This window comes from Roseisolibacter sp. H3M3-2, assembly GCF_029211165.1.
Taxonomy (GTDB): Bacteria; Gemmatimonadota; Gemmatimonadetes; order Gemmatimonadales; family Gemmatimonadaceae; genus Roseisolibacter.
The window spans coordinates 1-3,746 of the sequence record NZ_JARGEK010000426.1; the positions used below are offsets into that span (position 1 = coordinate 1).

At 73.9% G+C, this 3,746-nt stretch carries 5 protein-coding genes; all 5 read right to left on the bottom strand.

Annotated features, from left to right (window positions below; genetic code table 11):
• A partial coding sequence (rpsB, locus tag PYV61_RS22350) for a 30S ribosomal protein S2 (RefSeq protein ID WP_345785279.1) occupies positions 1–868 on the bottom strand: 868 nt, incomplete at its 3' end.
• Positions 869–1,041: 173 nt separating this feature from the next.
• Positions 1,042–1,434, bottom strand: a complete 393-nt coding sequence (gene rpsI / locus PYV61_RS22355) for a 30S ribosomal protein S9 (protein WP_275835841.1) — start codon at positions 1,432–1,434, stop codon at positions 1,042–1,044.
• A gap of 3 nt (positions 1,435–1,437) precedes the next feature.
• Complete coding sequence (rplM, locus tag PYV61_RS22360; protein WP_275835843.1) at positions 1,438–1,887, bottom strand: 50S ribosomal protein L13; 450 nt, start codon at positions 1,885–1,887, stop codon at positions 1,438–1,440.
• A gap of 150 nt (positions 1,888–2,037) precedes the next feature.
• Positions 2,038–2,538 carry a biotin/lipoyl-containing protein gene (locus PYV61_RS22365; RefSeq protein WP_275835845.1) on the bottom strand — a complete coding sequence of 167 codons (501 nt, stop codon included), beginning with the start codon at positions 2,536–2,538 and terminating at the stop codon, positions 2,038–2,040.
• A partial coding sequence (locus tag PYV61_RS22370; RefSeq protein ID WP_345785280.1) for a hypothetical protein occupies positions 2,535–3,746 on the bottom strand: 1,212 nt, incomplete at its 5' end. The genes PYV61_RS22365 and PYV61_RS22370, both read right to left, overlap by 4 nt.

Genomic DNA, 3,746 nt, shown 5'->3' on the forward strand with positions numbered 1-3,746 from the left:
GCCGGCGCGGCCGGCGCTTGCGGTCGTCGCCGCCCTGGCCGCCCTGCCCGCCCTGGCCGCCGCCCTGCCCGCCGCGGCCGCCCTCGGCGCGCTCGCTGCCGCGCTCCGACGAGTAGACCGTGGCCTCCTGCTCGTCCTCCTCCTGGCGCACCGGGGCCGCGAGGCGGGCCTCGGCGATCGTGTCGGCGATCGCCTTCGTGATCAGCTCGACCGAGCGGATCGCGTCGTCGTTGCCGGCGATCGGCACCGTGATGAGGTCCGGGTCGGCGTTCGTGTCGACGATCGCGGCGACCGGGATGCCGAGCTTGCGCGCCTCGTCGACGGCGATGTGCTCCTTCTTGGAGTCGACGACGAACATCAGCCCCGGGAGGCGGCCCATGTTCTTGATGCCCGAGAGGTTCTTCGCGAGCTTGTCGCGCTCGCGGGTCATCATGAGCTGCTCCTTCTTCGTGTAGTTCTCGAACTCGCCGCCCGCCTCGGAGCCCGCCTCGAGCTCCTTGAGCTTCTTGATCTGCTTCTTGACGGTCGAGAAGTTCGTCAGCAGCCCGCCGAGCCAGCGCTCGGTGATGTGGAACGAGCCGGCGCGCTCCGCCTCGCTCTTCACGATCGAGGCGAGCTGGCGCTTGGTGCACACGAAGAGGACCTGCTCCCCGCGCGAGACGACGTCGCGCACGAGCTTCTGCGCGAGCTCGAGCTGACGCAGCGTCTTCTGCAGGTCGATGATGTGGATCCCGTTGCGCTCCGCGAAGATGAAGCGGCGCATCTTGGGGTTCCAGCGGCGCGTCTGGTGTCCGAAGTGGACGCCGGCCGCGAGGAGCTGCTCGAGCATCGCCGGCTGGCCGCCGGTGGGCTGCATGCTGCTGGCCATGGGACTGGGTTCCGTACTGGAGGTTGTGTCGTCCGCCGTCGTCGTCGCGCCCCGCGACCGGCCGGAGCCGGCACCCGCGGAACGCTCGGGCGGCGTGTGAGATGCTGCGGACCTGCGGGGCTGCGGAAGGGCGCTCTAGCTCTTCCGCAGCCCCGCAGCACCGCAGGTGGTGCTTAGCGCTTCGAGAACTGGAAGCGCTTGCGGGCCTTCGGGCGGCCCGGCTTCTTGCGCTCGACCGCGCGGGCGTCGCGCGTGAGCAGGCCGAGCTCGCGGAGCTTCGGCTTGTACGTCTCGTCCTGCTTCACGAGCGCGCGGGCGATCGCGAGGCGGAGCGCGCCGGCCTGGCCGGTGACGCCGCCGCCGTTCAGGTTCGCCATCACGTCCCACTTGCCCAGGTTGTCCGTCGCGGACAGCGGGAGCTGAATGGACGAGACGAGCGTCGGGCGCGGGAAGTAGTCCCCGAGCGCGCGGCCGTTGATCTCCCACTTCCCCGAGCCGGGGCGCAGGTACACGCGGCAGACCGCCTCCTTGCGGCGGCCGATGGCGTGCAGGTTCGCGTCAGCCATGGGTTACTTGCCCTCGCCGTTGAAGGTCAGCGCCTGCGGCTGCTGCGCCGCGTGCGGGTGCTCGGCGCCCGGGAAGACGCGCAGCTTGCGGCGGATCTGCGTCCGCGCGAGCGTCGTCTTGGGCAGCATGCCGAAGACCGCCTTCTCGATCACGCGCTCGGGGTGCTTCGCGATCATCGTCGCGAAGGGCGTGAAGCGCTCGTGGCCCATGTAGCCCGTGTGGCGGAAGTACTGCTTCTGCTCCGCCTTGCGGCCGGTCACGCGCACCTTGCTGGCGTTGATCACGATGACGTGATCGCCGGTGTCCATGTGCGGCGTGAAGATCGGCTTGTGCTTGCCGCGGAGGATCTTGGCGACCTCCGAGGCGAGCCGGCCGAGGACCATCCCCTCGGCGTCGACGACGTACCAGCGCGGCTCGATGTCCGCGGGCGTCGCGGTGTACGTGGAACGCATGCTACTCCGGTGACAGGACGACGGCGCCTCACCGGTGCGACATGCAACCCGGGTCTCGGCCCCCACCGGTCCCGACGGTGGGCGTTTTCGCGCAGTCCCGGAAGCTAGCCGGGCCCTAAGTCCCGGTCAACCAAGGGGATCAGCCCCGCCTCACTCCAGCTCCACGAGCACCGTCCCCTTCTCGACCGGCGTCCCCGGGGCGGCGTGGACCGCCTTGACCGTCCCCGCCGACGGGGCGCGGAGCTCGTTCTCCATCTTCATCGCCTCCATCACGACCAGCCCCTGGCCGGCCGTCACGGCGTCGCCCACCTGGACCGCCACCCGGACGATCAGCCCGGGCATCGGCGCGACCAGGGGCGCCGGCCCGGCCGCGGCCGCCGAGGCCGCCGACAGGTCGCGGATGGCGCGGGTGCGCTCGTCGAGCGCCTCGACCGCGAACCGCCGCCCCTCCAGCGACAGGGTGTAGCGCCCCCGGGCGTCGCCCCGCCGCGCCACCAGGCGGTAGACGCGCTCGCCGATGGTGAGGAGCGAGACCGGCGTCCCCTCGACGTGCACCAGGTGGGCGCGCAGCTCGCGCCCGTCCAGGCGCACCTCGTCCCCCGCGATCTCCACCGTGGTCCGCTCGCCGTCGACCTCGACCACGTACTTCATGCGGGCACCAGCTCGACGAGCGTCTCGACGTGCGCGGTCTGCGGGAACATGTCGTAGGGTTGCACGCGGCGGATGACGAACGAGGGGAGGCGCGCCAGGTCGCGCGCCAGGGTGGCGGGGTTGCAGCTCACGTAGACGACGGCGCGCGGCGGCGCGCCCTCCAATGCCGCGGGCACCGCGAGGTCGAGCCCCGCGCGCGGCGGGTTCATGGGCGCGACGTCGGCCGTCGGCGCGCCGTGGAGCGCGTCCTCGACGCGGGCCTTCTCGGCGCGCGACCCGGCCGGCAGCCGGGCGGCGGCGTACGCCGCGGCGTCGGCGTCCCACTCGATGGCGACCACGCGCGCGCCGTCGCCGGCCAGCCGAACCGCGACGTCGCCGGCGCCGGCGTACGCGTCCACCACCGTCTCCGGCGCGTGCGCGAGGACCGTCGCCACCACGTCGTCGGCCAGGCGCTCGGCGACGCCCGGGTTCACCTGCACGAACGAGGCGCCGGGCGCGCCGTCGCCGCGGCGGTCGTGGAGCAGGCGGCGGCGTCCGCCCGCGGGGTGCCACCAGAGCGCGGCGACCCGCGGGACCGCGTCGAACAGCCGGTCCGACTCCGCCCACCGCTCGCCGCCCTCCAGCGAGAAGGCGACGGACGCGTCGTCGAGCAGCCGGACCGCGCCGCGCAGCTCGCGCGCGCCGCGCGGCAGGAGCTCGGCGTGTGCCAGCACCGCGCGCCAGGCGTCGACCACGCGCTCGTCGGTGATCGGGCAGTCCTCGAGCGCGAACACGGCGTCCGGGTCGTCGTGCGCGCGCAGCCCGGCGATCCACGCGCCGCCGGCGCGGCGCAGCGCGAGCGTGAGCTTGCGCCGGTAGCGCCACGGCGCCGGGCTCGCGACCGGCGGGGGGACGTCGACGGGGCGGCGCGCGATGCGCGCGAGCGCGTCGGCCACGATGCGCCGCTTGGCCTCGTGCTGCGCGTCGAGCGCCAGGTGCTGCAGCTGGCACCCGCCGCACCGGTCGCGCTCGTAGTGCGGGCAGGGCGGCGCGACGCGCGCCGGCGACGGCTCCAGCACCTCCTCGACCACGCCGCGCGCGAAGCGCCCGGCGGACGACAGCCGTGCGCGCACCAGGTCCCCGGGGGCGGTGCGCGGCACGAAGGCGACCATCCCGCCGACGCGCCCGACGCCGTCGCCGCCGGCGGCGATCGACTCGACGCGCACGTC

Excerpts from the sequence above, each read along its gene's own strand:
- rpsI (WP_275835841.1), bottom strand. The coding sequence starts at position 1,434 with ATGGCTGACGCGAACCTGCACGCCATCGGCCGCCGCAAGGAGGCGGTC.
- PYV61_RS22365 (WP_275835845.1), bottom strand. The coding sequence starts at position 2,538 with ATGAAGTACGTGGTCGAGGTCGACGGCGAGCGGACCACGGTGGAGATC.
- rplM (WP_275835843.1), bottom strand. The coding sequence starts at position 1,887 with ATGCGTTCCACGTACACCGCGACGCCCGCGGACATCGAGCCGCGCTGG.